Here is a 21,658-nt window from a genome sequence, read left to right as displayed (position 1 = left end):
TACGCTTCCTCCGTGCCGGCAGCCGTCCTTTATCTGCGGCCGCGCGGCGGTCTCGTGCCAGGCGCCTTGCGAGCCTGGTTCTTGTTGCGGCGGGTCGCCTTGTGGAAGGAACGAACCGCCGTCGGCATAGGCTTGCCGTCGCTCAGCATCTCGAAGCGCAGGGCTCCGGCGAGCGGAACGGCTTCCGCCAGCCTCACCGTCACATCGTCGCCGAGACGATAGCCGAGCCCCGTTCTTTCGCCTGTCAGCGCCTGATGGGCCTCGTCGTAGATGAAGTAATCGGTGCCGAGCGTAGATATAGGGATGAAACCGTCGGCGCCATAGTCCGGCAGGGTGACAAAAAGTCCCGACTTGGTGACACCGCCGACGCGTGCCTCGAATTCCGCGCCGACTCGGCCGGCGAGATGGTGCGCTATTAGCCGGTCGACAGTCTCGCGTTCGGCCGCCATGGCGCGGCGCTCGAAGGTCGAGATTTCTGCAGCGATATCATCGAGCGAGGCTTCTTCATCCGGCGTAATGCCGCCTTCGCCGAGGCCGAGCGAACCCACAAGCGCGCGATGCACGATCAGGTCGGCATAGCGGCGGATCGGCGAGGTGAAGTGTGCATATTTCATCAGGTTCAGGCCGAAATGCCCGATATTGTCGGGGCTGTAGATCGCCTGGCTCTGGGAGCGCAGCACCATTTCGTTGACCATGGTCTGATGCGCAGTGCCCTCGGCTTTCGCCAGGATGCCGTTGAAGCTGTTGGCGCGCACATTGCCGCCCTTGGCAAGCGATATGCCGAGTGTCGCCAGGAATTCGCGCAGGATCTCCTGCTTGGCGAGCGTCGGCCCGTCATGGATGCGGTAGATCAGCACCTGCTTGCGCTTCTCCAGCGTCTCGGCGGCTGCGACGTTCGCCTGGATCATCATCTCTTCGATGAGCTTGTGCGCATCGAGCCGCGGCGGAACGAAGACGCGATCGACCGTGCCATCAGGCTTCAGCAGGATCTTGCGCTCGGGCATGTCGAGCTCGAGCGGCTGGCGCCGGTCGCGGCCTTTCTTCAGAATGTCGTAGGCGTGCCAGAGGGGTTTAAGGATCGGCTCCAGCATCGGCCCGGTCTTGTCGTCGGGCTGGCCGTCGATCGCCGCCTGCGCCTGCTGGTAGGAAAGCTTGGCCGCACTCTTCATCATGACGCGATGGAAGGTGTGGCCGGCCTTGCGTCCTTCCCTGGAGAAGATCATCCGCACCGCAAGGGCCGGCCGGTCGACGCCTTCCTTCAGCGAGCAGAGATCGTTGGAGATGCGCTCGGGCAGCATCGGCACGACACGATCGGGGAAATAGACCGAATTGCCCCGCTTCAGTGCTTCGCGGTCGAGCGACGAGTTCGGACGCACATACCAGGAAACGTCGGCAATCGCGACGGTGACGATCACGCCGTCGGGATTGTCGGGCGAGGGGTCCATTTCAGCGTAGACGGCGTCGTCATGGTCCTTGGCATCGGCCGGGTCGATGGTGATGAGCGGCAGGCTGCGCCAATCCTCCCGATGCGACATGGTTGTCGGCTTGGCCGCATCGGCTTCAGCGATCACGGGAGCGGGGAAAACATGCGGAATGCCGTGCGCATGAATGGCGATCATCGAGATCGCCTTTTCCGAGGCGACGGAGCCGACGACAGACAGAACCTTGGCGCGCTGCAGGCCGAAACGGCCGAGGCGGGCGACTTCCACTTCGACGAGGTCGCCATCCTTGGCGCCGCCGGTATAATCCGGGTCGATCACCATTTCCTCTCCACGACGCTCGATCGGCATCAGCCGTCCGCCGCCGCCGGGTGTTTCGCGGAAAACGCCCATGGAGGCGCCCTGCCGCTTGTCGATGACCTTGATGATGCGGGCCGTATAGGCCGGGCCGCCGCGATCCACGGCGGAGAAAATCTTCGCAAGAATGCGGTCGCCCATGCCGGCAACCGGCGCCTTGCCCTTGCTGTTACGACCGGCGGGTGAGGAGGATTGCTTGATCATGACAGCCGGAGCGACGCCATTTTCCTCGGCCCATTCGGCGGGACGGCCGATCAGCATGCCGTCCTTGTCGCGGGTGGTGATGTCGAGAACGGCAATCGGCGGCAGTGCACCGGGGCGGATGAGCGACTTGCGGCTCTTCTGCACCATGCCTTCCTCTTCGAGCTCGCGCAGCAGTTCCTTCAGCGCGACGCGGCTCTCGCCCTTCAGACCAAAGGCCTTGGCCAGCTCGTGCTTGGATGCCTGCTGCGGATGATCGGCGATGAAACGCAGGAGCACCTCGCGCGGCGGCAACTCGCCGTGGATGATCGCCATCATCGGTTCGGCATCACCGCCTGCCTTACCGGCGCGGCCGGGTTTGCCGGAACGCCGTTCCGACGATGGAATCCTGCCGCGCGGTTCTCTGCTCACTCTGCACTCTTCTTTTTCGCTGCCGTCTTGGCCGCAGGCTTCTTTGCAGCAGCCTTCGGCTTGGCGGTGGTTTTTGTCGCTTTTGCGCCGGCGGCCGCGGTCTTTGCCTTGGCGGGCGCCTTCTTGGTGGTGCCGCCGCTCTTGCCGGCCTTGGCGGCGATCAGGGCCAGGGCCTCCTCGACGGTGATCGCTTGTGGATCCGTGCCCTTCGGCAGGGTGGCGTTGACCTTGCCCCAGTTGACGTAGGGGCCGTATTTGCCATCGCGAACGGTGATCGCACCGCCGCCATCCGGATGCTCGCCGAGCTCCTTCAGCGCCGCTGCCGTCCCGCGCGCCTTGCCACCGGCTGCCTTGCTCTGCCTTTCGGCAATCAATGTCACCGCGCGGTTGAGTCCGACCGTGAAGACGTCTTCCACGCTTTCGAGATTGGCGTAGCCACCGTCATGCAGGAGGAAGGGACCATAGCGTCCGATGCCGGAAGAGATCATCTTGCCGGTTTCGGGATGCTTGCCGATGTCGCGTGGCAGCGAGATCAGCGCCATCGCCTTTTCATAGTCGATATCTTCTGGCTTCCAGCCGCGCGGCAGCGAAGCACGCTTCGCATCCTTGCCGTCGCCGCGCTGGATATAAGGCCCGAAGCGGCCCGAACGCAGCGTCAGCTCCTCGCCGGTCACCGGATCGGCACCCAGCGCCTTCGGCTCGTTCAACCCGTTGGATTCGGCCTCCGCGCCGCCTTCGGAGGAAAGCTGGCGGGTATAGTTGCATTCCGGATAGTTCGAGCAGCCGACGAAGGCGCCGTATTTGCCGAGCTTCAGCGACAGGTTGCCTGTGCCGCAGACCTGGCAGATACGCGGATCGCTGCCGTCCTCGCGCTTCGGGAAGACGAGCGGCGCCAATGCGTCGTTCAGAGCATCGAGAACGTTGGTGACGCGCAGTTCCTTGGTGTCTTCGATCTGGGCGAAGAAATCGCGCCAGAAGTCACGCAGCACGTCCTTCCAATTCAGCTCGCCAGCGGAAATGCGGTCGAGCTTCTCTTCCAGATCGGCCGTGAAGTCATATTCGACGTATTTGGTGAAGAAGCTTTCGAGGAAGGCCGTCACCAGCCGGCCCTTGGCCTGCGGCAATAGCTTGCGCTTGTCGATGGTCACATAATCGCGGTCGCGCAGGGTGGCGAGCGTCGCGGCATAGGTGGAGGGGCGGCCGATGCCGAGCTCTTCCATCTTCTTGATCAGCGACGCCTCAGAATAGCGCGGTGGCGGTTCGGTGAAATGCTGGGTCGAATTGACCTTCTGCTTGGCGAGATTTTCGCGTGCGTTGATTTCGGGCAGACGGCCGCCTTCTTCGCTGTCGTCGCTCTGCTCGCCGTCTTCCTTCTGATCGGTATAGGCGGCGATGAAGCCATCGAAGCGGATGACGGAGCCAACGGCGCGCAGACCGGCCTTCTTGCCGGCATTGTCGGCGAGGATTTCGACGGTCGTGCGCTCGATTTCGGCCGATGCCATCTGGCTGGCGATACCGCGCTTCCAGATCAGGTCGTAAAGCTTCAGCTGGTCATCATCGAGGAACTTGCGGATGCGGTCCGGCACGCGGTCGAAATCGGTCGGGCGGATCGCTTCGTGCGCTTCCTGGGCGTTCTTTGCCTTGGTAGAGTAGAAGCGTGCCTTTTCCGGCAGGTAGCGGTCGCCGAACTGGTTGGCGATGGCGCGGCGTGCCGCATCGATCGCTTCCGGCGCCATCTGCACGCCGTCGGTACGCATATAGGTAATGAGACCGACGGTCTCGCCGCCGATGTCGACGCCTTCATAGAGCTTCTGCGCCACCTGCATGGTGCGCGAAGCCGAGAAGCCGAGCTTCGAGGACGCGGCCTGCTGCAGCGTCGATGTGGTGAAGGGCGGGCTCGGATTGCGCTTGACCGGTTTTGCCTCGACGGTGTCGACGACGTAGGCCGCACCTTCCAGCAACGCCTTCAGCTTACCGGCTTCCTCGCCGTTGCCGATGGCGCGTGGGGCCAGGCGCTTGCCATCGGCAGACACCAGGCGCGCTTCGAATTCGTCGCCGCGCGGCGTCTTCAGGATCGCAGAAAGGTTCCAGTATTCTTCGGAGATGAAGCGTTCGATCTCGGACTCGCGGTCGCAGACGAGGCGAAGCGCCACGGACTGCACGCGGCCGGCCGAGCGGGCACCCGGCAGCTTGCGCCAGAGCACCGGCGACAGGTTGAAGCCGACGAGATAGTCAAGCGCGCGGCGGGCGAGATAGGCGTCCACCAGCGGCACGTCGATGTCGCGCGGCTCAGCCATGGCGTCGAGCACGGCCTTCTTGGTGATGGCGTTGAAGACGACGCGCTTCACCGGCTTGCCGTTGATGACGCGCTTCTTGTTCAAGAGGTCGAGCACATGCCAGGAAATGGCTTCCCCCTCGCGATCCGGGTCGGTCGCGAGAATCAGGCCGTCGGAGGATTTCATCGCGTCGGCGATATCCTTGATGCGCTTTTGCGAGGCACCATCGACTTCCCACAGCATTTCGAAATCCTGGTCCGGCAGCACCGAACCATCTTTGGCGGGCAGGTCACGCACATGGCCGAAGGATGCAAGAACCTTATATCCGGGTCCCAGATATTTATTGATTGTCTTGGCCTTGGCAGGCGATTCCACCACTACAACGTTCATCATCAAGTCTCTGAATACGAGGTCGCGCCGGGATAAGGCGCGGGAGATACCGGGCTTTTCCGTCTTCCCGGCCTTCCGACATGGACAGGGAAATCGTCGCGGTCAAGAGGCGAAGGCGATTTTTGCGCTTGGCGCGACGATGCGATGCTTAGAATTGGTACGCGTGTCACAGTTTTCAATCCAGCATGGAGATAGACACCAGTCCGCCGGGATGACGATGCAGCCGGCCGGCCATGTCGAGTTCGAGAAGAACGGAGTGAACGGCCGATATAGGCAGGCCGGTATGACGCACGATGTCATCGATCTCGACCGGCGTCGGGCCGAGGGCTTCGACGATGTGGTCGCGTTCGGCATCATCGGGCGGCGTGGAGATGGGCCTGCTTTTTTCAATGGGCGGCGAGGCGGGGCGCGGGCGAAAGAGATCCGGCTCGGCGAGCGGCCGCAACGCTTCGACGACATCGTCCGGCGTCGTCACGATCATTGCGCCGTCCTTGAGCAGGCCGTTCGTCCCTTCGCAGCGCGGATCGAGCGGCGAGCCTGGAACGGCAAAGACAAGCCTACCGAATTCGGCGGCAAGACGCGCCGTAATCAGCGAACCGGAGCGGGTTGCCGCCTCGACGACCACGACGCCGAGCGAAATGCCGGCGATGAGGCGATTGCGGCGCGGAAAGTCGCGCGCTCTCGGCTCCCAGCCGAAGGGCATTTCGCTGACGGCAAGCCCGTTGCCGTCCCAGATGTCGTTGAGCAGGCCGATATTCTCGGGCGGGTAGGGCTGGTCGAGGCCACCAGCCATAGCCGCGATCGTACCGGTCGGGAGGCTGGCGCGGTGGGCGGCCGTATCGATGCCGCGTGCAAGGCCTGAAACGACGACATAGCCGGCGTCGCCGCATGTGCGAGCGATCATCGCGGTAAATTTGACGCCGCTGATCGAGGCGTTTCGCGAGCCGACCATGCCGATGGCCGGCCGTGTTACTGTGGGCATGTTGCCTTTGACGGCAAGCAGCGGCGGCGCGCCGTCGATCTCGCGGAGGGCAGGGGGATAATCCGGCTCGCCAATGCCGACAAAGCGCGCGCCGAAGCGATGTGCAGCTTCCAGCTCCCGCAGGGCGTCCCGCTCGTCAGCAATGCGAATAGCGCGCGTCGAGCCGCCACGCTGCGAAAGCTCCGGCAACGCGGCCAGAGCCGCCTCAGCCGAACCATAGTGATTGATGAGGTCGCGAAAGGTGGACGGACCGACATTGTCGGAGCGGATGAGCCTGAGCCAGGCGATCCTTTGTTTTTCGGTCAGCGCAACTCCGATCCGTCTTGCGCTGCCTGTGTCCATTATCCCTTTGCTCCGATCTTGCCTTCCGTTCCCGCGGTCAGCCGGGCGATATTGGCCCTGTGCTTGTACCAGGAGATGACGGTCATCAGCGCCATGACGGCGGCGATCTTATCGACACCCAATATCCACAATACAACCGGGATGACAAGGGTTGCAACCAGTGCGGAAAGCGAGGAGTAGCGGGTGGTAAAAGCGATCGCCAGCCAGACGATGGCGAAAATCAGTGCCATCAGCGGCGCGAGCCCGAGCAGGATTCCGAGATAGGTCGCCACTCCCTTACCGCCCTTGAAGCCGATCCAAACCGGGAAGATGTGGCCGATGAAGGCCGCGAAACCGGCGAGCACGCCGGCATCTTCGCCGAAGAAATGCGCGGTGATAAGAACAGCGGCCGTACCCTTGAAGGCATCGAGCAGCAGGGTCGCGGCGGCAAGCCCCTTGTTGCCGGTGCGCAGCACGTTCGTTGCGCCGATATTGCCCGAGCCGATGTTGCGCACGTCGCCGAGCCCGGCCATGCGGGTCAGGAGAAGGCCGAAGGGAATGGAGCCGAGCAGATAGCCGATGACGACGGCGGCCAGCGCGGTCTGCAGGGTAAGCTGCCAAGTCCAGAAATCAGCCATCACGTCTTGTTCTCCGTAAACCCTTGGGGCCGCCCTAGAGACTGTGAACCAGCGTGCCGGCGACATAGGTTGCCACCGCCCGGCCGCTCATTCTTGCATCTTCGAAGGGCGTATTCTTCGAGCGCGACAGAAGCATGTCTTTGGCGACAAGCCAAGGCTCGTCAAGATCGACAAGCGCGATATCCGCCTTGGCGCCGGGCTTCAGCGTGCCGGCGGGCAGCCCGAAGATCTGGGCCGGCCGCGTCGACAGTGCATCGACGAGCCGCATCAGGCTGACCTGACCGCTGTGACAGAGCCGGAGCGCGGCCGGAAGCAGCGTTTCGAGCCCGACGGCGCCGTCTTCCGCCTCGCCGAACGGCAGGCGCTTCGTATCGACGTCCTGCGGATCATGCGAGGAGACGATGATGTCGATCGTGCCGTCGGCCAGCGCCTCGATCATGCCTGTGCGATCATCCTCGGAGCGCAACGGCGGATAGAGCTTGAAGAAGGTCCGGTATTCACCGATGTCGTTTTCGTTGAGCGCGAGATTGTTGATCGAGATGCCGCAGGTGACCTTGGCGCCGCGCGAGCGGGCAAGGCGGATCGCCTCGGCCGATTCCGGCACCGAAATCATCGCCGCATGATAATGACTGCGCGTCAGCGTCGCGATGCGAAGGTCGCGCTCCAGCGGGATCAACTCAGCTTCCTTCGGAATGCCCGAGAGGCCGAGCCAGCTTGCAAGCAGGCCCTCGTGCATAACGCCGTTGGCGCCAAGATATTTGTCGCGTGTCTCGCAGGAAATCACCGCGCCGAATTCGCGCGCATAGGTCATCACCCGGCGCAGGACCTGGGTGTCGTGGACGCTGGAATGCGCGTCAGTGAACACGACGGCTCCGGCTTCCCGCAACAGGCCGATTTCCGTCATCTCCTCGCCGGCGAGACCCTTGGTGAGAGCCGCTGCCGGATAGACATTGACGACGGCCGTATCGCGCGCAGTCTTCCGGACGAACTCGACTAGGGCGATATCGTCGATGACCGGATCCGTGTCCGGCATCATGATGAAGGAAGTGACGCCGCCGGCCGCCGCTGTGCGGCTGGCAGAGGCGATGGTTTCGCGATGTTCGCCACCGGGTTCGCCCACATGCACGCGTGCGTCGACCAGGCCGGGGATGGCAACGAGGCCGCTGCAATCGCGAACGGTCGCGCCTTTCGGGGCTGCATGGCCCTTCGCATCCTTGCCCGAGGCAACGATCACGCCGTCTTCGACGACGATCGTACCGATCTCATCGAGATTGCGCGAGGGATCGACGATGCGGACGTTCTGGAGGACGATCGAGTTGCTCATGCGCCCACTCCCTCGGTGCGAGGCCCTTGGTTCTGCGAAACGAGCAAGGTCTCCATCACGGCCATGCGCACGGCGACGCCCATCTCGACCTGTTCGGCGATGACGCTTTGCGGGCCATCCGCCACTTCGGAAGCGATTTCCACCCCGCGGTTCATCGGACCCGGGTGCATGACGAGCGCATCCTCCTTGGCTGCCTTCAGCGTTTCGGCGTCGAGCCCGTAGAAGTGATAATATTCGCGCACCGAGGGCACGAAGGCGCCGGACATGCGCTCGCGCTGCAGACGCAGCATCATCACGACATCGGCATCCTTCAGCCCTTCCTTCATCGAATGGAAGACTTCGACACCCATGTCTGCAATGCCAGCCGGCAGCAGGGTGGCCGGTGCTACGACGCGGACGCGCGCGCCCATGGCGTTGAGAAGCAGGATATTCGAACGGGCAACGCGCGAATGCAGCACGTCGCCGCAGATCACGACGATGATGCGCGAGAGCTTGCCCTTGGCGCGGCGGATCGTCAGTGCGTCAAGCAGTGCCTGCGTCGGATGCTCGTGCTGGCCATCGCCGGCGTTGACGACCGAGCAGGAGACTTTCTGGGCCAGCAGCGCCGCAGCACCCGCGCTCGAATGGCGGATGACGAGCACGTCGGGCCGCATCGCATTCAGCGTCATCGCCGTATCGATCAGCGTCTCGCCCTTTTTGACCGAGGAGTTGCCGACCGACATGTTCATCACATCGGCACCAAGCCGTTTGCCTGCGAGCTCAAAGGAGGCTTGCGTGCGCGTCGATGCTTCGAAGAAGAGATTGATCTGCGTCAGCCCGCGAAGCGTCGACGTCTTTTTCTCGCGCTGACGGCTGATCTTGACCGCCTCGTCGGCCTTGTCGAGAAGATAGGTGATATCCTGCTCGGTGAGGCCCTTGATGCCAATGAGGTGGCGGTGGGGAAAGAAGACCATGAACCTGCCTCCGGATTTCGTCAGGCGGTCTATAAAGAGGGAGCGCCGATGGGGCAAGCGGGGGTATGTGCCGAGGCCGTTTGTTCCCCATGCAATTTCGCCCGAATTCCGCTACAGGAGCTAGGCCGGTGGGAGACGTAACTTCCAGTTTCCCTTTGCAACCTACTTGCTCTACAAGCGATTCATGACCCAACCGACCCGGACTGACGACCCCTTTGCCGACCTGAACCAGCCGAGCCTCTGGACCGGCATCAATGCCTATCGTTCCGATCCGCTGATCGTCGATCTCACCTCCGGCCTGCCGCGTTCGATACGGGAAGAGCTGGAGCAGCATGGTCGTTTCGTCACCTCGCACGAGGCACAGGAACTGGCGCGCATGGCGAACCAGGGCACGCCGCAACTGCGCACCCATGGCCCGCGCGGCGAGCGTCTCGATGTCGTCGAATTCCATCCGGCCTGGCATGCGCTGATGCGCCGCTCCATGGCGATGGGCCTGCATTCCTCGATCTGGGATGCGCAGGCTGATCCTGAGGCAAGGGGCCAGTCGCACAAGGTACGCGCCGCCCGCTTCTATCTGACCGCGCAGCTCGAATGTGGCCATCTCTGCCCGCTGACGATGACCAGCGCCTCCGTGGCCGCGATGATGGCTTCGCCGGCCGTGCAGAAGGATTGGGCGCCGAAGATCCTCTCGCGCAAATATGATTCTTCCAACAAGCCCGCCATGCAGAAGAGTGCCGTCACCATCGGCATGGGCATGACGGAAAAGCAGGGCGGCACGGATGTGCGCGCCAACAAGACGAGCGCCGACAAGGTCAGCGAAGGCATTTACAGGCTTTCGGGCCACAAATGGTTCATGTCGGCGCCGATGAGCGATGCCTTCATCATGCTCGCGCAAACCAAGGACGGCATGGGCTGCTTCCTCGTGCCGAGGCTGCTCGAGGATGGCTCGGCCAACGGCCTGCACTTCCAGCGACTGAAGGACAAGCTCGGCAATCGCTCGAACGCTTCGTCCGAAGTCGAGTTCACCGATACGTTCGGCTTCCTGCTCGGGGCGCCGGATGCCGGCATCCGCACGATCCTCGATATGGTGACGCTGACGCGGCTCGACTGCGCGCTGGCCTCCGCCGGCATCATGCGCGCCTCGCTCGCAGAAGCCGTGCACCATGCGCGCGGCCGCAGCGTCTTCGGCAAGATGCTGGTCAACCAGCCGATCATGACGCGCGTGCTCGCCGATATGGCGCTCGATGTCGCCGCAGCGACCGCGCTTGCCTTCCGCCTGGCCGAAGCCTTCGACAAGGCAAGCGGCAGCAGCGAGGATGCTGCCTATGCCCGCGTCATGACGCCGGTCGCCAAATACTGGTGCTGCAAGATCGCACCGGCGCTGATCTATGAAGCCATGGAGTGCATCGGCGGCAGCGGCTACATCGAAGAGCGCCCGATTGCCCGCCACTACCGCGAGGCCCCCGTCAACGCGATCTGGGAAGGCTCTGGCAACGTCATGGCACTCGACGTGCTGCGCGTTCTGAACCGGGGCAGGGACCTGTTTGAGACCGTCTTTGCCGGTCTTGCCCGCGATCTCGGCCCGGCCGGCAAGAAGACCATTGATGTCCTGCGGGCGGCAATGGCGCTTTGCGAGCAGGATGAGGGCGCCGCCCGCCTGCTGGTCGAGCAGATGGCGCTCGCGGCCGGTGCCGCCGAGCTTTATCGCCTGGGAGCTGGTAAGATCGCCGATGCCTTCATCGAAACCCGACTTGCGGGTGGCTGGCGCGCCACATACGGCATGCTCGATTCGCGCTTCGATGCCAGCTACATCGTTGATCTATTGTATCCTCCGGCCACGTAAGCATGGTTTCCATTCGCACTGTTCGGCCAGAGGATATCGATCAGCTCTATGCGATTTCGCTCGCAACGGGCGACGCGGGCAAGGATGCAGCTCCGCTTCACCGCGACGGCCGGCTCATTGGGCATATCTATTCCGCGCCCTACGCTAGGCTTCACCCAGAGCTGGTGTTCGTTGCGGAAGATGACGAGGGCGTTTTCGGCTATATCTCAGGTGCCTTCGATACCGCGGCCTTCGAGGAGCGTCTGGAACGCGAATGGTGGCCGCATCTGCGACAGATCTACGCGGATCCGCAGGGCGATCCGGCGCTATGGGACGCCGATCAGAAGAGGATATCGGCGATCTTCCGTCCAAAAGAGGCACCTGCTGTTCTTTTCGGACAATTCCCAGCACATATTCATATGAATCTGCTGCCGAGGGCTCAGGGAAGAGGCATCGGCTCGGCATTGTTGGATCGCTGGATCGAGAATGCCCGCGCCAACGGCGTCAGGGGTATTCATCTCGGCGCCAATGTCGGCAATCATCGTGGCATCCGATTCTGGTCGTCGCGCGGCTTCGTGCCTGTCGAATTGCCGCCCGGTCTCGCATCGGAAACGACCGTCTGGTTCGGCCAGTCACTCTAATCTGTGGATTTGCCGGTTTGGGCGATATCGGCATCAGCAGTTCGGTTGTTCCCGTCGACATGGCTTGCTATTCACCGATCGGTGACAGATTGGAGTCGAGTCGATGGCCGGTGCAAATGCTGCCGTTAAAATCCCAGTGGAAATGCCCGCCGTGGAAAAGCGCGTGCGTAACCGCGCCGCGACCCAGCAGGCGATCCTCGATGCTGCCAAGCGGCTTTTGGCGGAGGAGGGGTTCCAGAATTTCGGCATCAATGCGGTCGCCCGCGGTGCCGGCTGCGACAAGCAGCTGATCTATCGCTATTACGGCGGCCTCAATGGCCTCGTCGAAGCCATCGGCACCGATCTCGGCAGCTGGGTCAACGATCGCATTCCGGACGACACTGGCGGTATGTTCCTTCTGACCTATGGTGATCTGATGGAGCGGCTTTCCATGCTGTTCCTCGACGCCTTGCGGGCCGATCCGCTGATGCGCCGCATCGTCGCCTGGGAAGTCTCCGAAAACAGCGAGCAGGTCCGTCGCCTGTCGGAGGCGCGCTCCAAGGCGCTTGCCGGCTGGATCGAACGCATGCGCGGCTCGCTGGTGCCGCCCAAGGGCGTCGATGCCCAGGCGGTCAACGCCATGATCTTTGCGGCCATCCAGCACATCGTGCTGGCCGCCGCCGTCAGCGACCAATGCGCCGGGCTCACCCTGAAAAACAGCAAGGATTGGGAGAAGGCGGCAACGGCCCTGAAGCGGATCGTGCGCGGCGTCTACGGCTGATATCGGCCTCGAAGAAGGGGATATCCACAAGCCCGCGGCACCGTTAACCTTAACAAATGGTTTACGTTGCGCCGCAACGGTTAACTCGTCACTGTGAAGGGACGAATAGTTAACCATCAAGCGTGCAGCCATGGGGTTGAGACCCGCTAAATTAGTGTTTCTCGTTACGGCGGTGATGTTCTTCGCCGTGCTCGCACTAGATATAACGCTGCCCGCGATGGTGTTGAGCACGATGGCGCTGTCGAACTGGCTCGTCCTTTCGGCTGGCACGACGCAATTTCAGCGTCGAAGAGGTACCGCATGAAGTGGTTGTTGATTTGCTGGGCCGGTCCAGTCTCGTTTCTCGGGGCGTGGTATTATCTGTCGTACTACGACATGAGCTTTGGCATCTTCATGCTGACGCGGCAGGCGCATGATCTGGTGTTCGACATTTACGGCAAGATCCTCGGCATTCCGCCGGAAACCATCCCGCCGCTGGTGGCACGTGCCATCGCCTTCGACAGCCTGCTCGTCTTCGCGATCTACGGCTTCCGCCGCCGCGCCGCTATCATGCAGTGGTGGCGCGGCCGTCAGGCGTCGAGATCGGGCAAGGTCGCTCTTGCGAGCGCCGACAGCCTGTCCAAAGCTCCCTGAAGAATGAAGCTTGCCGCCGCCGAGTCGATTCGCTCGGCGCGCTTGGCACGCGAGACATCCATTTCCAGCAGCGCCCGCTCGGCCGCAACGGTCGAAAGCCGCTCGTCCCAGAAGACGAAGGGCAGGGCGGTCTTTTCCGACATGCTGCGCACGAAGGCACGTGTGGCCTGCACGCGCGGCCCGGCCGAGCCATCCATGTTCATCGGCAGCCCGATGACGAAGGCCGCGACCTTTTCCTTCTCGGCAAAGGCGAGCAAGGTTTCGGCATCCTGAGTGAATTTCACGCGCTTGAGGACCGGGCGCGGCGTGGCAAAGCGTCGCCCGAGATCGGACATCGCCAGCCCGATCGTCTTCGTGCCGAGATCGAGACCGGCAATCGGCTGGCCGGGCAGGAGCATCACGGCTAGGTCTTCGATGGTCAGCGTCGTCATCGGGGTCTCGCTCTCGTCAAAACAAATTGAAGTCAAGGCCGCTTTTCTTTGTCGCGGTTTGGGATATGTCCTAGAGCATTTCCAGCAAACGCGCACAGCGGTTTTGCGTGCGGAAATGCGTAAGAGCAAATAGAAGGAGCGTTTCCACCGGAAATGCTCCTGACACCAGCCTTACATTTCAAATCAAGTCATAAGGAGAAATCCAATGAAGATCACCTGGCTCGGCCATTCTGCTTTTCGCATTGAAACGGCCACGGCAAAAATATTGATCGATCCGTTCCTCACCTACAATTCCTCCTTTGCTGCCGCCGGCCTCAACATCAAGGATGCCGCCGCCGGCGTGACCCATATCCTGCTGACGCACGGCCATGCCGACCATGTCGGCGACACCGTGCAGATCGCCAAGGATACCGGCGCGGTCGTTCTCGCCAATGCGGACCTCGCATCCTGGCTCGGCACAAAGGGCGTCGAAAAGCTCGAAATGGGCAATACCGGCGGCACCGTCGGTCTCGGCGGCTTCTCGGCCACTTTCACCAATGCTCTGCACTCTTCTGCCCAGATCACCGAGGACGGCGTTTCCCACGCGCTCGGCAACCCGAACGGCCTGATGCTGCATTTCGACGACGAGCCGACGCTGTTCCACATGGGCGATACCGACATTTTCTCGGATATGGCCCTCATCAACGAGCTGCATCAGCCCGATATCGGCATCCTGCCGATCGGCGACCGCTTCACCATGGGCGGCGCCGTCGCGGCACTGGCCTGCCAGCGCTTCTTCAACTTCAAGACCGCCATCCCCTGCCACTACGGCACCTTCCCGATCATCGACCAGACCCCGGAAAAGTTCATCGCCGGCATGGAAGGTTCAAAGACCGCGGTTGCCGCGCCTAAGGTGGGCGAGAGCGTTTCTGCCTGACGATACCCGTTGCGTATGGCGGACATGGCCTTTATAGCGATAGGAAAAATCCTATCCGGAGAATGCCATGTCCGTCGATCTCGCCACCGTCAAACGCGTCGCCCATCTTGCCCGCATCGCCGTCAATGAAGACGAAGCGCAGCGGATGATGGGCGAGCTGAACGGCATTCTGGGCTTCGTCGAGCAACTCTCCGAAGTGAATGTCGATGGCGTAGAAGCCATGACGTCGGTCACGCCGATGGCAATGAAGAAGCGCACCGACGAGGTGACCGACGGCAACAAGGCCGCCGACATCGTCGCCAATGCGCCGAATACCGATCAGAATTTCTTCCTGGTGCCTAAAGTCGTCGAATAACGGTTCCTTCGAGCCTTTCCGACCCGTTGCCCAATTCCAGATCTGAAGCGAAACAAAATGAGCGAACTGACCAGCCTGACCATTGCCGAAGCCCGCAACAAGCTGCGCGCCAAGCAGATTACCGCTACCGAACTGACCGAGGCCTATATCTCGGCGATCGATGCGGCCAATGGTCAGATCAACGCCTATATCGCCGTGACGCCCGACAAGGCGCGCGAGATGGCCAAGGCCTCGGATGCACGCCTCGCCGCCGGCAATGCCGGCGCGCTCGAAGGCATCCCGCTCGGCATCAAGGATCTGTTCGGCACCGAAGGCATCCACACCCAGGCCTGCAGCCACATTCTGGACGGCTTCAAGCCGCGCTATGAATCGACTGTCACGCAGAACCTCTGGAACGACGGCGCCGTCATGCTGGGCAAGCTCAACATGGACGAATTCGCCATGGGTTCCTCCAACGAGAGCTCCTATTACGGTCCGGTCATCAACCCCTGGCGTGCCGAGGGTTCCAACCAACAGCTGGTTCCGGGCGGCTCGTCGGGCGGCTCGGCAGCGGCCGTTGCCGCGCATCTCTGCGCCGGCGCGACTGCTACGGATACCGGCGGCTCCATCCGCCAGCCGGCCGCCTTCACCGGCACCGTCGGCATCAAGCCGACCTATGGCCGCTGCTCGCGCTGGGGCATCGTTGCCTTCGCCTCGTCGCTCGACCAGGCCGGGCCGATCGCCCGCGACGTGCGCGACGCCGCCATCCTCTTGAAGTCGATGGCAAGCGTTGATGCCAAGGACACGACCTCGGTCGATCTGCCGGTGCCGGACTACGAAGCCTCGCTCGGCCAGTCGCTGAAGGGCATGAAGATCGGCATCCCGAACGAATACCGCGTCGACGGCATGCCGGAAGAGATCGAGACGCTCTGGCAGCAGGGCATTGCCTGGCTGAAGGATGCCGGCGCTGAGATCGTCAACATCTCACTGCCGCACACGAAATATGCGCTGCCGGCCTACTACATCGTCGCTCCGGCCGAGGCTTCCTCGAACCTCGCCCGCTACGACGGCGTTCGCTATGGCCTGCGCGTCGACGGCAAGGATATCGTCGACATGTATGAAAAGACGCGCGCTGCCGGCTTCGGCCAGGAAGTGAAGCGCCGCATCATGATCGGCACCTATGTTCTCTCGGCCGGCTATTACGACGCTTATTACCTGCGCGCCCAGAAGGTTCGCACGCTGATCAAGCGCGACTTCGAACTGGCCTTCAACGCCGGCGTCGACGCGATCCTGACGCCCGCCACGCCGTCCTCGGCCTTCGGCATTGCTGATGAGGACCTCGCGTCCGATCCGGTGAAGATGTACCTGAACGACATCTTCACGGTGACGGTCAATATGGCTGGCCTGCCGGGCATTGCCGTTCCCGCCGGCCTCGACCCGAAGGGCCTGCCGCTCGGCCTGCAGCTCATCGGCAAGCCGTTCGAAGAAGAAACCCTCTTCAAGACTGCCCACGTCATCGAACAGGCCGCCGGCAAGTTCACGCCGGCGAAGTGGTGGTAAACACCGCCTCTTTCTGACCGCGCCGAGCAAGCAATCGGCGCGGTTATTCTTGAGTAAGTTGCACATCAATAAGTCGTGTTATAATTGCAACAACACGCGTGCATAAGCGTGCGCCCACATTTCTCCACCTTGAAACGATTCTAAACTGGAGCTATACGCGCCTTCCCGGTCGTCGTGCCGATGCGAGCGTTGATGGTTGGAGTTCCAAAGCTCCTCCCGTGCAGGCGGTTTGCCGTTCTGTATACGAATGCCGTGTCGGGAGACGGGAAGGTTCTTGGAGTATAGCTCAGTTAGGTAGAGCGCCGGACGTTCGTCCGGAGGTCGTGGGTTCGAATCCCGCTGCACCAGCCAAATGGATAGCTCAGCTAGGTAGAGCATCAGATTCCTAATCTGATTGTCGAAGGTTCGAATCCTTTTCCAACCGCCGGTCGAAAGGCCGGCACCAGCCCGCGAAGCTGTTTACCAATGACGGTCCGGGGACCGGAATGCGCAAGTTCGGATATCCGCGCGATCTCAAGGGATTGCCTGGATGGAAAGACGAACGCCGGGATTATGGGCTCGATTGGCGTTGAAGATTTCGCCGTGCCCCGGCCAGCAAGGAGTAAGTCCTCCGAAGTCGCCGGGATACCGCGCGATCCGCTCTTCGCTAATCCGCCCGTCGTCGCTGCCACCGGTCTCCGGATCTCGATGATCGGCACATGAAACGAAACACGAAAGGAACATCGGTCTATGACGTAGCGCATGCCGAAGGAGTATGAACAATGATGATATTTCTCGATAAGATCTTGGGACGCAAGCGCGTCCTCGTAAAGGAAAACGAACGTCTGCTCGCCCTGTATAAGGGTGCGATCCTGGGCATTTTCGGGCCGGGTCAGCACGTGTTGCCGAACCGCGATAATAGCCTTGACATTTTCCGCTATGACTTGACCAATCCGATTTTCGCGTCGGTCTACGAGAAGGCGTTGTTCGAAAAGCTCCCGGAGGTTGCCGAGCATCATTTGACCGTATTCCGTACCGATGTCGGCCAGGTTGCCGTCATCGAGCGCGATGGCGCAATCTACGCCACACTTGGTCCGAGCCAGAAGCTTGTTGTCTGGAAGGAAGCAGGCCCGTGGAAGGAAATAGGTGTCGATACCGCGGACGAACTTTCCGTTGATCGCGTTCTGGCGCGTCGCCTTGGGCTGGCGCGGAAGCACGAGTTCATCGCGAGCTACGCCGTGCTCGAAGGGCAGGTAGGTCTGCTGTTCGTCGATGGCATCTATCTGCGGACGCTTGAGCCGGGCGTGCATGCTTTCTGGAACGTCGGCAAGGCTCTGCAGGTCAAGATCGTCGACCTGAAGCGTCAGTCGCTTGATGTTGCCGGGCAGGAACTCCTGACGAAGGATCGCGTGACGATCCGTGTCAACATCTCGGCGGACTACCGCGTGGTCGATCCGGTCAAGGCCGTTGGCTCCGTCAAGGATTTCGCGGATGCGCTCTATCGTGCGCTGCAACTGGCATTCCGCCGGACGCTCGGCACGATGACGTTGGACCAGATTCTGGAGCGCCGTGTCTCCATCAATGCTGAAGCGGCCGAAAAGGTACGCGAGGACATGATGGCGATCGGTGTGGATATCTCTGATATCGAGCTGAAGGATGTCATCCTGCCGGGCGATATGCGTGAGATCCTGAACCAGGTGGTCGCGGCCGAAAAGCAGGCGGAAGCCAATGTGATCCGCCGCCGTGAGGAAACGAACGCGACGCGTTCGCTGCTAAACACGGCCAAGGTCATGGCTGAGCATCCGGTGATGCTGCGTCTGAAGGAACTCGAGGCTCTGGAATCAATCGCCGGCAAGGTGGATAACCTGACGATCCACAACGGCACGAGCGGCTTGATGAACGATCTCGTCAAGCTTCGCGACGTTTGACGCAAATTGTGAGGAGGGCCGTCCGGAAATCCGGACGGCCCTTTTTCACATGCCAATATTCCGCCCAGTCGCCATCACATTTTGGACCGAAATACGATCATAAATTGCAGCGAGCCGCTTGGTCTCCTCCTCTGCAACCGAATCGGAAGGTCTCTTCATGCTCAAGCAAGTCACGACGATCCTGCTCCTCAGCGTGTCATGCCCAGCGATCTCGCTGGCGGCCGATAATGGGGCCATTCGATCCATTATCCTGTCCTCGGGCGGTCTGGCCCAGGTTTCGCGCTCGGCGGACATCAATACCGACGGCGTGATCCGGATCGAGGTTCCCCTTGATCAGGTCGATGACATCCTGAAGAGCCTCGTGGTCAACGGATCTGCAGGTTCTGTGGCCGGCATGTCGCTGGCGGGGCCGCGGCCGTTGCAGGAAACCTTCAAGGGCCTGCCGTTCAGTCTGGAAGCGCTCTCATCCGTGCCGTCGCTTCTGACATCGCTGCAGGGCGGCAAGGTATCGGTCACCAGCGGCGGCAAGACGGTTGAGGGCAGCATCCTTGGCATCGAGACGAGGAAGGTCGACGAGAAAACGACGCTGCCCTTGCTCACTGTCATCGACAAGGATGGCGCGGTGGAGACGCTGGCGCTCGGCGAGGATGCGTCCGTCCGGCTTGACGATCCCGACATGCGGGCAAAGCTCGGCAAGGCGGCGGCAGCCATTGCCCGCGGCAAGAACGATCGCACCCGCGCCATCGATATCAAGGTGAACGGCGTGAAGAACAGCGGCGATATCGGCCTGACCTATGTCGTCCCGTCGCCGATCTGGAAAACCGCCTACAAGGTCGTCTTCGAGGGAAATGACAAGGCGCGCCTGCAGGCGTGGACGGTGCTGGAAAATGCCAGCGGCGAGGATTGGAAGGGTGTCAAGCTGACGCTGACCTCGGCCGAGCCGGTCACGCTGAAGCAGGGTCTGCATCAACTCTATTGGCGCGAGCGGCAGGAAGTGCCTGTCAACACTGCGTCGAACAATGTGCCCGATCCCGACAGCGGCGATCTGTCCAACCGGCGGCGCCTGGCTTCGAGTGCCGAGGCGCCGGCAATGCCCACTCCGCAACGAGCGATGAAGAGTGCAGCCGGAAAAATGGCCGACGCGCAGGCCTACACGAATGACGAATTGGCACGGCCTGCCGAGCCGATGCAAGTTGCCGCCGGAAATCCGACCACAGCAACCGAAAGCGATATTTCCGCCACCTTCGAACTTCTGGGAACTCATGACCTTGCCAATGGCGATACCTTGTCGGTGCCGATCATGGATGCGGATGTGGAAGCCGATATGGTGGATATGTATCGGGCCGGCAGCGCCTATCGCAATCCGATCGCCGCCGTGATGCTCAAGAACACCACCGGCGTCAGCATGCCGGCGGGAATTCTGACGCTCTATGACAGCAAGACCGGCTACATCGGCGATTCCCAGCTCTCGGCGCTGCCGAAAGACGACACACGCCTTGCGAGTTTCGCCACTGATCGCAAGGTGTCGATCAGCGAGCAGCAGACGCCGACCGAGGAGATCGCTTCGCTGAAGGTCTCCGATGGCGTGATGAATGCCGTCGTCAAATACCGCCAGACGACGACATACACCGTATCTGGCGCGCTCGACGGCGAGCGGACGGTCATCGTCGAACATCCGATCAGGGACGGCTGGACATTCTCCTCGGCCGAAGGCTTCGGCAAGACGGCGACGCATCAGCGGCTCAAGGTCGTTGTGCCCGCCGGCGCCGAGAAGACATTGACGGCGGTCGACGAACAGCTTCAGAGCAACAGCTACGCTTTGGTCGATGCGGAGCCGGACACGCTGCTCGGATGGTCTGCTTCGACACATGACAAGGCGCTGATGGACAAGCTCGCAAACTTGGCGGACGCGCGCAAAAGACAGGTCGCGGTCCAGAACGATCTGGAGAGCCTCGACGGCGAAATAGAGAAGACCACCGGTGAACAAGAACGGATAAGACAAAATCTCGGTGCCGTACCCGATAATAGCGATCTGAAGAAACGCTATTTGAAGGCCCTGTCGGACAGCGAGGATCAGATCGCTGCGCTGAACGAAAGGCGCACTACGATGCAGGCAGAAAGCGATCGTCGCGGCGATGACGTGGCGGAGATCATCAGGACATTCTGACTGCCCGGCAAGTTCTCATGTCAGTGACATCGAAAGGTAAGAGCCGCCCGGTCGGGCGGCTCTCACGATTTCTCTATCTATTATCCAGCTGCGCCCTCACCAGCTGCAGCCCCTTATCGCTGATGCGATAGGGTTGGCCGTCGATGGATTTGATGGCCCTGAGGCGCTTCAGTCGGCGGAAGAGGTCGATGCCGAAATCGGGATAGAGCCAGCCATCGCGTGTGAAGCAATAGACGGTCTCGGCCTTCTTGTTTTTGCTGCGTTCGATTTCGATGCGGCCGCCCTGGGCGAGCAGGTGCAGGATGCGCTGTTCTGCGCGGGAAATGTCCATTGTTGTCAGAATCCGTATAGCGCCAAGAGGCGCAGAAAAACGATCCGAAACTTCCCTTCAGGGAAGTCGGGGCTTCGTTTTTTCAGGCCCGGCACGCAAGAAGACTTGCGAGCGAGGCCTTTACCGGCACTGACAAAAGTTAGACATCAAAACTCCGTTGATGCGCCTCTCTAAAACAGGTTGCGCTCCATAGTCAAGGTTCAACCTCACGGCTGCCTTTTACCACTCGCTAAAATGATGCGTCCCACCGCTGGCAAAAGCCTTTCGCCGGTGCTTTACTGTTTCCAAATGGCGGGGGCCTGATGATCCACATTCGCAATGCCCATGAAGGTGAAACCGCGGTGTTGGCAAGCATCGGCCTGCGCTCCTGGCAAAAGGCCATGGCTGCGATCGGCGGCACCGGCGAGCTGCTGGAAAGCGCCAGCGAGGCCTTTGAAAATTTCACCCGCAATCTCTGGCTGACAATTACAGTCATTGAGCTGAACGGCGAGGCTGTGGGATGGGCGGCGCGCGAAGCGCTTGACGAGGCGATCTCCGATTTCTGGATCGATCCGGATTTCATAAGGCGTGGCCTGGGTTCAGCGCTTCTTGCACGGATCGAACAGGACGTGCGCGAACAGGGGCTGGAGAAAGTTTCGCTGCAGAGCCATGCGGGCAACACCGATGCCATCGCCTTCTTCAGGGCGCGCGGCTATGAGATCCGCTGGCTGTCGATCGTCTATTCCCCGAAGCTCGACAGCGACGTGCCGACCGTTGGCCTTTCGAAAACATTGGTCGATGACAGCGACGGTGCCTACGGCCCGGGCATATAGCGCGCTGTCGATGCCGAAAGCCTTGCGCCGCCTCGCCAATTGCTCTACCTCA

The 21,658-nt window shown here is 61.6% G+C and carries 18 protein-coding genes and 1 tRNA gene; 11 read left to right on the top strand and 8 right to left on the bottom strand.

Annotated elements, in window-relative coordinates; genetic code table 11:
- Window positions 1–29: 29 nt before the first annotated feature.
- From rnr to AC13Q5_RS02800, 6 genes are all read right to left on the bottom strand, one after another.
- On the bottom strand, window positions 30–2,408 hold the full coding sequence (rnr, locus tag AC13Q5_RS02825) for a ribonuclease R (protein ID WP_488500793.1): 2,379 nt from the start codon (window positions 2,406–2,408) through the stop codon (window positions 30–32).
- Window positions 2,405–5,074 carry a type I DNA topoisomerase gene (gene topA / locus AC13Q5_RS02820; RefSeq protein WP_075852638.1) on the bottom strand — a complete coding sequence of 890 codons (2,670 nt, stop codon included), beginning with the start codon at window positions 5,072–5,074 and terminating at the stop codon, window positions 2,405–2,407. The genes rnr and topA overlap by 4 nt, the downstream gene beginning before the upstream one ends.
- Before the next feature lie 175 nt (window positions 5,075–5,249).
- Window positions 5,250–6,398, bottom strand: coding sequence for a DNA-processing protein DprA (gene dprA / locus AC13Q5_RS02815; RefSeq protein ID WP_488500792.1), 1,149 nt, complete (start codon window positions 6,396–6,398; stop codon window positions 5,250–5,252).
- Window positions 6,398–7,015, bottom strand: a complete 618-nt coding sequence (plsY, locus tag AC13Q5_RS02810; RefSeq protein WP_457880104.1) for a glycerol-3-phosphate 1-O-acyltransferase PlsY — start codon at window positions 7,013–7,015, stop codon at window positions 6,398–6,400. Before plsY ends, dprA begins: the two co-directional genes overlap by 1 nt.
- Before the next feature lie 34 nt (window positions 7,016–7,049).
- Window positions 7,050–8,339 (bottom strand): dihydroorotase, encoded by a 1,290-nt coding sequence (locus tag AC13Q5_RS02805; protein ID WP_488500791.1) that lies wholly within the window; start codon window positions 8,337–8,339, stop codon window positions 7,050–7,052.
- On the bottom strand, window positions 8,336–9,292 hold the full coding sequence (locus AC13Q5_RS02800; protein WP_488500790.1) for an aspartate carbamoyltransferase catalytic subunit: 957 nt from the start codon (window positions 9,290–9,292) through the stop codon (window positions 8,336–8,338). Before AC13Q5_RS02800 ends, AC13Q5_RS02805 begins: the two co-directional genes overlap by 4 nt.
- A gap of 184 nt (window positions 9,293–9,476) precedes the next feature.
- On the opposite strand from AC13Q5_RS02800, the gene AC13Q5_RS02795 reads away from it, so the two are divergent.
- The 4 genes from AC13Q5_RS02795 to AC13Q5_RS02780 all read left to right on the top strand — a co-directional run bounded on the left by AC13Q5_RS02795 (window position 9,477) and on the right by AC13Q5_RS02780 (window position 13,148).
- On the top strand, window positions 9,477–11,135 hold the full coding sequence (locus tag AC13Q5_RS02795; protein WP_075852639.1) for an acyl-CoA dehydrogenase family protein: 1,659 nt from the start codon (window positions 9,477–9,479) through the stop codon (window positions 11,133–11,135).
- 2 nt (window positions 11,136–11,137) lie between these two features.
- Window positions 11,138–11,755 (top strand): GNAT family N-acetyltransferase, encoded by a 618-nt coding sequence (locus tag AC13Q5_RS02790; RefSeq protein ID WP_075852311.1) that lies wholly within the window; start codon window positions 11,138–11,140, stop codon window positions 11,753–11,755.
- Between the two features lie 103 nt (window positions 11,756–11,858).
- Complete coding sequence (locus AC13Q5_RS02785) at window positions 11,859–12,515, top strand: TetR/AcrR family transcriptional regulator (protein WP_457880108.1); 657 nt, start codon at window positions 11,859–11,861, stop codon at window positions 12,513–12,515.
- A 300-nt stretch (window positions 12,516–12,815) separates the two neighbouring features.
- Complete coding sequence (locus AC13Q5_RS02780; protein ID WP_457880109.1) at window positions 12,816–13,148, top strand: DUF6105 family protein; 333 nt, start codon at window positions 12,816–12,818, stop codon at window positions 13,146–13,148.
- Here AC13Q5_RS02780 and ruvX read toward each other — a convergent pair.
- Window positions 13,085–13,579, bottom strand: a complete 495-nt coding sequence (gene ruvX, locus AC13Q5_RS02775) for a Holliday junction resolvase RuvX (RefSeq protein ID WP_488500789.1) — start codon at window positions 13,577–13,579, stop codon at window positions 13,085–13,087. The two genes, AC13Q5_RS02780 and ruvX, sit on opposite strands and share 64 nt — an antisense overlap.
- A 205-nt stretch (window positions 13,580–13,784) precedes the next feature.
- Here ruvX and AC13Q5_RS02770 point away from each other — a divergent pair, with 205 nt between their 5' ends.
- The 6 genes from AC13Q5_RS02770 to AC13Q5_RS02745 all read left to right on the top strand — a co-directional run bounded on the left by AC13Q5_RS02770 (window position 13,785) and on the right by AC13Q5_RS02745 (window position 20,463).
- Window positions 13,785–14,495, top strand: coding sequence for a metal-dependent hydrolase (locus AC13Q5_RS02770; RefSeq protein ID WP_488500788.1), 711 nt, complete (start codon window positions 13,785–13,787; stop codon window positions 14,493–14,495).
- Window positions 14,496–14,562: 67 nt separating this feature from the next.
- On the top strand, window positions 14,563–14,850 hold the full coding sequence (gatC, locus tag AC13Q5_RS02765; RefSeq protein ID WP_015339557.1) for an Asp-tRNA(Asn)/Glu-tRNA(Gln) amidotransferase subunit GatC: 288 nt from the start codon (window positions 14,563–14,565) through the stop codon (window positions 14,848–14,850).
- Between the two features lie 57 nt (window positions 14,851–14,907).
- On the top strand, window positions 14,908–16,389 hold the full coding sequence (gene gatA / locus AC13Q5_RS02760) for an Asp-tRNA(Asn)/Glu-tRNA(Gln) amidotransferase subunit GatA (protein WP_488500787.1): 1,482 nt from the start codon (window positions 14,908–14,910) through the stop codon (window positions 16,387–16,389).
- 353 nt (window positions 16,390–16,742) lie between these two features.
- A tRNA-Arg gene (locus tag AC13Q5_RS02755) sits at window positions 16,743–16,810 on the top strand.
- Between the two features lie 340 nt (window positions 16,811–17,150).
- A complete protein-coding gene (locus tag AC13Q5_RS02750) occupies window positions 17,151–18,296 on the top strand; it encodes a slipin family protein (protein WP_488500786.1) in 1,146 nt (381 codons plus the stop codon).
- Window positions 18,297–18,453: 157 nt separating this feature from the next.
- Entirely contained in the window at window positions 18,454–20,463 is a 2,010-nt protein-coding gene (locus AC13Q5_RS02745; RefSeq protein WP_488500785.1) for a DUF4139 domain-containing protein, read from the top strand.
- A gap of 73 nt (window positions 20,464–20,536) precedes the next feature.
- On the opposite strand, the gene AC13Q5_RS02740 is transcribed toward AC13Q5_RS02745, so the two are convergent.
- On the bottom strand, window positions 20,537–20,794 hold the full coding sequence (locus tag AC13Q5_RS02740) for a YjhX family toxin (protein ID WP_488500784.1): 258 nt from the start codon (window positions 20,792–20,794) through the stop codon (window positions 20,537–20,539).
- Between the two features lie 302 nt (window positions 20,795–21,096).
- On the opposite strand from AC13Q5_RS02740, the gene AC13Q5_RS02735 reads away from it, so the two are divergent.
- Complete coding sequence (locus AC13Q5_RS02735) at window positions 21,097–21,606, top strand: GNAT family N-acetyltransferase (protein WP_075852318.1); 510 nt, start codon at window positions 21,097–21,099, stop codon at window positions 21,604–21,606.
- Window positions 21,607–21,658 lie beyond the last annotated feature (52 nt).

This window comes from Martinezella sp. CNPSo 3964, from assembly GCF_057784375.1.
Note: the sequence above shows the minus strand (reverse complement) of the source record. Positions and strands in the feature narration are given on the sequence as shown.

Excerpts from the sequence above, each read along its gene's own strand:
- AC13Q5_RS02750 (WP_488500786.1), top strand. The coding sequence starts at position 17,151 with ATGATGATATTTCTCGATAAGATCTTGGGACGCAAGCGCGTCCTCGTA.
- AC13Q5_RS02795 (WP_075852639.1), top strand. The coding sequence starts at position 9,477 with ATGACCCAACCGACCCGGACTGACGACCCCTTTGCCGACCTGAACCAG.
- topA (WP_075852638.1), bottom strand. The coding sequence starts at position 5,074 with ATGAACGTTGTAGTGGTGGAATCGCCTGCCAAGGCCAAGACAATCAAT.
- gatC (WP_015339557.1), top strand. The coding sequence starts at position 14,563 with ATGTCCGTCGATCTCGCCACCGTCAAACGCGTCGCCCATCTTGCCCGC.
- AC13Q5_RS02740 (WP_488500784.1), bottom strand. The coding sequence starts at position 20,794 with ATGGACATTTCCCGCGCAGAACAGCGCATCCTGCACCTGCTCGCCCAG.
- gatA (WP_488500787.1), top strand. The coding sequence starts at position 14,908 with ATGAGCGAACTGACCAGCCTGACCATTGCCGAAGCCCGCAACAAGCTG.
- plsY (WP_457880104.1), bottom strand. The coding sequence starts at position 7,015 with ATGGCTGATTTCTGGACTTGGCAGCTTACCCTGCAGACCGCGCTGGCC.
- AC13Q5_RS02790 (WP_075852311.1), top strand. The coding sequence starts at position 11,138 with ATGGTTTCCATTCGCACTGTTCGGCCAGAGGATATCGATCAGCTCTAT.
- ruvX (WP_488500789.1), bottom strand. The coding sequence starts at position 13,579 with ATGACGACGCTGACCATCGAAGACCTAGCCGTGATGCTCCTGCCCGGC.
- AC13Q5_RS02745 (WP_488500785.1), top strand. The coding sequence starts at position 18,454 with ATGCTCAAGCAAGTCACGACGATCCTGCTCCTCAGCGTGTCATGCCCA.
- AC13Q5_RS02785 (WP_457880108.1), top strand. The coding sequence starts at position 11,859 with ATGGCCGGTGCAAATGCTGCCGTTAAAATCCCAGTGGAAATGCCCGCC.
- AC13Q5_RS02770 (WP_488500788.1), top strand. The coding sequence starts at position 13,785 with ATGAAGATCACCTGGCTCGGCCATTCTGCTTTTCGCATTGAAACGGCC.
- AC13Q5_RS02735 (WP_075852318.1), top strand. The coding sequence starts at position 21,097 with ATGATCCACATTCGCAATGCCCATGAAGGTGAAACCGCGGTGTTGGCA.
- dprA (WP_488500792.1), bottom strand. The coding sequence starts at position 6,398 with ATGGACACAGGCAGCGCAAGACGGATCGGAGTTGCGCTGACCGAAAAA.
- AC13Q5_RS02800 (WP_488500790.1), bottom strand. The coding sequence starts at position 9,292 with ATGGTCTTCTTTCCCCACCGCCACCTCATTGGCATCAAGGGCCTCACC.
- AC13Q5_RS02805 (WP_488500791.1), bottom strand. The coding sequence starts at position 8,339 with ATGAGCAACTCGATCGTCCTCCAGAACGTCCGCATCGTCGATCCCTCG.
- AC13Q5_RS02780 (WP_457880109.1), top strand. The coding sequence starts at position 12,816 with ATGAAGTGGTTGTTGATTTGCTGGGCCGGTCCAGTCTCGTTTCTCGGG.